Origin of the sequence: Psychrobacter sp., assembly GCF_036731945.1 — a bacterium.
Lineage (GTDB): Bacteria > Pseudomonadota > Gammaproteobacteria > Pseudomonadales > Moraxellaceae > Psychrobacter.
Genome location: NZ_DAINDI010000070.1, coordinates 1 through 5,019, shown reverse-complemented (window position 1 = coordinate 5,019; position 5,019 = coordinate 1). Strand labels below are relative to the sequence as shown.

General features: G+C 44.0%; 5 protein-coding genes. 4 read left to right on the top strand and 1 reads right to left on the bottom strand.

What is annotated here, in order from left to right; translation table 11 throughout:
- Positions 1-280: 280 nt before the first annotated feature.
- A complete protein-coding gene (mtgA, locus tag V7D75_RS12255; protein ID WP_333614790.1) occupies positions 281-967 on the bottom strand; it encodes a monofunctional biosynthetic peptidoglycan transglycosylase in 687 nt (228 codons plus the stop codon).
- A 222-nt stretch (positions 968-1,189) separates the two neighbouring features.
- Here mtgA and V7D75_RS12250 point away from each other — a divergent pair, with 222 nt between their 5' ends.
- The 4 genes from V7D75_RS12250 to V7D75_RS12235 all read left to right on the top strand — a co-directional run bounded on the left by V7D75_RS12250 (position 1,190) and on the right by V7D75_RS12235 (position 4,863).
- On the top strand, positions 1,190-1,504 hold the full coding sequence (locus V7D75_RS12250) for a glutaredoxin family protein (RefSeq protein ID WP_102077664.1): 315 nt from the start codon (positions 1,190-1,192) through the stop codon (positions 1,502-1,504).
- A gap of 66 nt (positions 1,505-1,570) precedes the next feature.
- Positions 1,571-2,758 carry an alpha-hydroxy acid oxidase gene (locus tag V7D75_RS12245; RefSeq protein ID WP_333614789.1) on the top strand — a complete coding sequence of 396 codons (1,188 nt, stop codon included), beginning with the start codon at positions 1,571-1,573 and terminating at the stop codon, positions 2,756-2,758.
- A 265-nt stretch (positions 2,759-3,023) separates the two neighbouring features.
- The gene (locus V7D75_RS12240; RefSeq protein ID WP_333614788.1) at positions 3,024-3,974 is read left to right on the top strand and encodes a rhomboid family intramembrane serine protease; all 951 of its coding nucleotides are present in this window, start codon (positions 3,024-3,026) and stop codon (positions 3,972-3,974) included.
- A 76-nt stretch (positions 3,975-4,050) separates the two neighbouring features.
- Positions 4,051-4,863 carry a MipA/OmpV family protein gene (locus V7D75_RS12235; protein ID WP_068407158.1) on the top strand — a complete coding sequence of 271 codons (813 nt, stop codon included), beginning with the start codon at positions 4,051-4,053 and terminating at the stop codon, positions 4,861-4,863.
- Positions 4,864-5,019 lie beyond the last annotated feature (156 nt).

Here is a 5,019-nt window from a genome sequence, read left to right as displayed (position 1 = left end):
CTGCCATCGTCGAAACGCTGCCAGTCTATTTCACTCAACCCTTTGCTCGAGCTTGCCGTTAGCTCTGCTTCTGTTGTGACGAGGCTTGTACTGACCTTATCCGTTTTTGTACTAACATCAATACTATCGTTAATTTCATGATCGTTATTTTGCTTATTAACCATCTCTGCCACCTTTTTATTCCTTTACGTGATCGATATGCCGTCATCTTTTATTTTTATTAACGCTATTTAATGCCAACCGACAATTTAAGCTAATTACATTCTAAGCCAATCGTTTTCTAAGCGGATTGCGGTAAGACGGCATTTTTCATGCGTTTTTTAATGATACGTTGTTTGTTGCGCAAGCGTTTGTCACTTTGATGACCTTCGTAGTATTTTGGATTGGTCAGCATGGCGATGAGTAAAGCCGATTCGTCACGGTTTAGATTGCCCGCTGACTTATCAAAATAATGCTGCGCGGCGGCTTCAACACCATAAATGCCGTTACCAAACTCAGCGACGTTGAGATAAGCGGTCAAAATGCGCTGCTTATCCCAAAAGGTTTCTATCATTACTGTGATAATCGCTTCTTCAGCTTTACGGGTATAAGAGCGATGCGAGGTAAGAAATAAGTTTTTGGCCAATTGCTGGGTAATCGTTGAGCCGCCCGCTGACATTTTGCCCGTTTCTTCGTTCTTTTTCTGTGCCGCCTTAATGCCTTTCATATCAAAGCCATTATGCTGGCTAAAGGTCGAATCTTCACTGACAATCGCTGCTTGTTTGGCAGATTTGGCAATGGCGTCATACTCAGCCCACGTTTGCGTGACCGTGCCACCCGTTAAACGATGGGTCAGCATAAACATGCTATTATTAATCGGCTGGGTCTTCCAAATCAGTAGCAGACCTGCGACCAATATATGAAAAGCCACCACCAACAACATGAATGCCAGTAATAAGCGCTTGAGAAATGTGCCAAAACTTGCCATGCGAGCGATATCCAAGTAGTTAAAAAATAGTCAACATAATAAACTGTTAACCCTAACGCGTTAATCATAAATAGCAGGTCATCTTACCTAATCTCACAATCGCTGTCATTATTTACCCTATTTCTTTATTATGTAAATACTGCCAAGTGCTACGAATACTTTTCTTTAAAAATTTAAAACTAACGCTTGGCGATAAATAGATATAAAAATAAGAGTGTAAATATGGCTAATAATACAGTAGCAATGTTACGGGCACGCATGATTGCCGCCAATCCCAATCTTGGTACGGCTGAAAATCAGGATAAATGGTGGCTACTCGGAACGACTGGCTGTCATCTTTGTGACATCGCTGAGCAGCTGCTTAGCCAATTTCAAGCGGTGCAGCCGATACGCTATCAGTATGTTGATATTGCTGATTTTGATGAGGTGCTGATGATGGAGTTTGCTACTACGATTCCTGTGATATTGACGCCATCAAAACGCTTGAATTATCCGTTTTCAGTGTTGGATTTGCAGCAATTATTAGCAGCGTCATAAAGCAGTCTTTATAAAACAACCAGCATAAGAGCGCTATTATAAAACAATCATAATAATGAGAAACCTATGAAATATTTAAAAAAAATAACGGAAATTGAGGATTTGCGCCGTGTTGCCGAGCGTAAAGTACCACGGATGTTTTATGATTATGTCGATTCAGGCTCATGGACTGAGACTACTTATCGCAACAATGAAACCGACTTTGACCGTATTAAATTGCGCCAACGGGTTCTGGTCAATATGGAAGGGCGCTCGCTTGCCACGGATATGCTAGGCTCAAAAGTCAAAATGCCCGTTGCTATCGCCCCAACTGGCTTTACTGGCATGATGTGGGCCGATGGTGAGATTCACGCCGCACGGGCAGCGGAGAAATTTGGCGTGCCCTTCTCGCTTTCAACCATGAGTATCTGCTCTATCGAAGATGTCGCAGAAAAGACCAGTGCGCCGTTTTGGTTTCAGCTCTATGTGATGCGCGATCAAGAGTTTATGGCAAACCTGATTCGCCGCGCTAAAGCGGCCAATTGTTCCGCGCTTATCTTAACCGCGGATTTACAAGTGCTCGGACAGCGCCATAAAGACATCAAAAACGGTCTATCTGCGCCGCCAAAACCTACGCTTGCTAATATATTAAACCTCATGACCAAGCCGCAATGGTGCATGAATATGCTCGGCACCAAACGGCATAGCTTTGGTAATATCGTTGGCCACGCCAAAAACGTCGAGGATATCTCATCGCTCTCGGCATGGACGGCTGAACAGTTTGACCCAGCGCTAAGCTGGGATGACGTCGCACGCATTAAAGATATGTGGGGCGGCAAGCTCATTATCAAAGGTATCATGGAACCTGAAGACGCCATCATGGCTGCTCGTAGCGGTGCCGATGCGTTGGTCGTCTCAAACCATGGCGGCCGTCAGCTCGATGGGGCGCTATCTTCCATTGCCGCGCTCGCTGATATCGTGCAAGCGGTACGAGCGGAAAACAGCAATATCGAGATTTGGCTCGATAGTGGCATTCGCTCCGGTCAAGATGTGCTCAAAGCACTCGCTGTAGGCGCCAATGGCACAATGATCGGTCGCGCGTTTTTATATGGGCTTGGCGCTTATGGCGAAGATGGTGTGTGCCGTGCGCTAGAGCTTATTTATAACGAATGCGATATTAGCATGGCGTTTTGTGGTCATACCGATATCAATCAAGTGACGGATGACATTTTGGTTAAAGGCACTTATGAGAATCTTAAAACTCATGCTTATTAAAAAGCCAGTCCTTATTAAAAAACCCAACTTTATTAATTATTGATATATTCAGTTCAATGTAAAAAGGATATGTTCAAAATAGCATGCTGCTAGAATAAATTTTCCTTACTTGTTGTGTGCTTTACACTCCAGACGCTGCGAAAAATTTATTCTAGCAATCCTATATCGTTTTGAGGTTGAATCGACTATAACCCAGTTATGGGTGACACGCCCTAACCCTAGCCTTTATACTCTACTCATCATTTACTATTGATAGTTTGCGTTTATGACCATTCAACAATTATTAAAAACCGCGCCCGTCACCACTTTGCTATTAATAAGCTTTATCGGCTTATTTTTCATGCAGGTGCTGAGCGGCGTCGATGCTAACAATCCATCGACCGAAGCATTGCTTAAATGGGGCGCCAATGCTTTGCCTTATACCATGGACAATGAACCATGGCGCTTGGCAAGTAGTGCCTTTTTGCATATCGGTCTGATGCATTTATTGTTTAACGGTTTTGCCATGTATTTTTTTGGCCAGATTGCCGAGCCGATGTTTGGCTCAGCGAAGTTTCTGGCGTTATTTTTACTGGCGGCAATCGGTGGTAATTTACTGAACAACTATGTCACGTGGCAAGGTATCTTAGATGGTACGGGACAACCCGGACTATCGGCGGGCGCGTCTGGCGGTATCATGGGTATCGGTGCCGCGCTATTGATAGCCGCGCTGTTTAAAATATCAGTCAACGGCATGGTGCTCAATCTGAAAAGCCTGATCATTATTATGGGCATCAATTTGGTATATGGCTTTGCCGTACCGGGGATTGACAATGCTGGTCATATTGGCGGCGCGGTCACAGGATTAGTGATTGCATTGGCGTTTGCCATTGCCTACCGTCAGCGCTTGGCTGCTACGCTACAGAATGTGCCTAGCGCAGCGCAAGACATTTATCATACTACTTATATCAATTCTCCTCGCTTTGACAATGATGGCAATTTTGATAATAACAGCAGTTTTAATCACGACTCTGCTGTAAACTTACCCTTAGATAGCTATGCCAATCAAGCAATCCTTAATCACAGCAAAGTTAAGGAACAACAAACAGCGACCAAATCGACGCTTATTTGGCAATTGCTACCGTGGCTGGTCATGCTGCTGATCAGTATTGGTTTTATATGGTGGTGGCAAGATATTCATCAGCAAATACTACAAGTGCTCGCCGCCATTGAGTAAAATGCCAGACTTATTTATTATTCTATTTATCAATGCTTTTTTTACCATTTATCCCACCCACTTATGAGAGCAAACCATGTTTAAATCATCAGCGCTATCGAAACCGTTGACGCGCACTGTCCTTAGCGCATTGACCGCCACGGCCCTATTTAGTGTCGCCAGCATCTCTAATGCTGCCCTGTTTAAAAACAACTTACCAACTGATAAAGATGCCATTTTAAGCGTCGGCGTCAACGTCATGGCAGTCAAGTCGGCTTATGATTTGGAAGACAGCACCGACATAAAAGTATTGCCGGGTGTGTTTTATGATAACAACAGAATCTATGCACGCGGTGCGCAGGCTGGCGCTTATATCATCAATGATGGCACCAATCAGCTAGCGGCTTATGCGCAGCTCGATGGCAGTGAGTTCGACCCTGACGATGCAACTGGCGCGCTGCAAGGTCTTGATGAGCGTAAAGCCTCAGCCGCTGCCGGTCTATCTTATCTGCGCCGTACGCCTGTTGGTGGTTTTCGTCTACAAGTCGCGACTGACGTTTTAGATAAAAGTGGCGGCAATACGGCGCGCTTGACCTATCTTGCCAAAATCACTAAAGATAAGCTGACCGTCTATCCAAGCATTGGCTTTGAGTACCATGATGCCGACTACAATAACTATTATTATGGCGTTAGTGCGCAAGAGGCAGCGAAGACAGGCGTCGCTGCTTATGAGTCAAATAATAGCTTAAATCCTTATATCAATATCAGCGCTAATTATGACTTTAATGAGCGCTGGGCAGGATTTGCCAATCAAAGCTTAAGCTATCTGCCAAATGAGCAATATGATAGTCCGATGGTTGACTCGCGTACGGATGCCACGACGACGCTAGGATTGCTTTATAAGTTCTAAAATCTAATGTTGTAAAAACTTGATTTGGACAGGCTGAGCATTTTGCTTGGCTTTTTAAGTTTATTAGCAGTCTGTATTTAAAATTTAATAATCGGGGCTATATATAGTCAGTTCAAAATAAAATTGTTATGCCTTGGACAAAGATCATAAAACAAT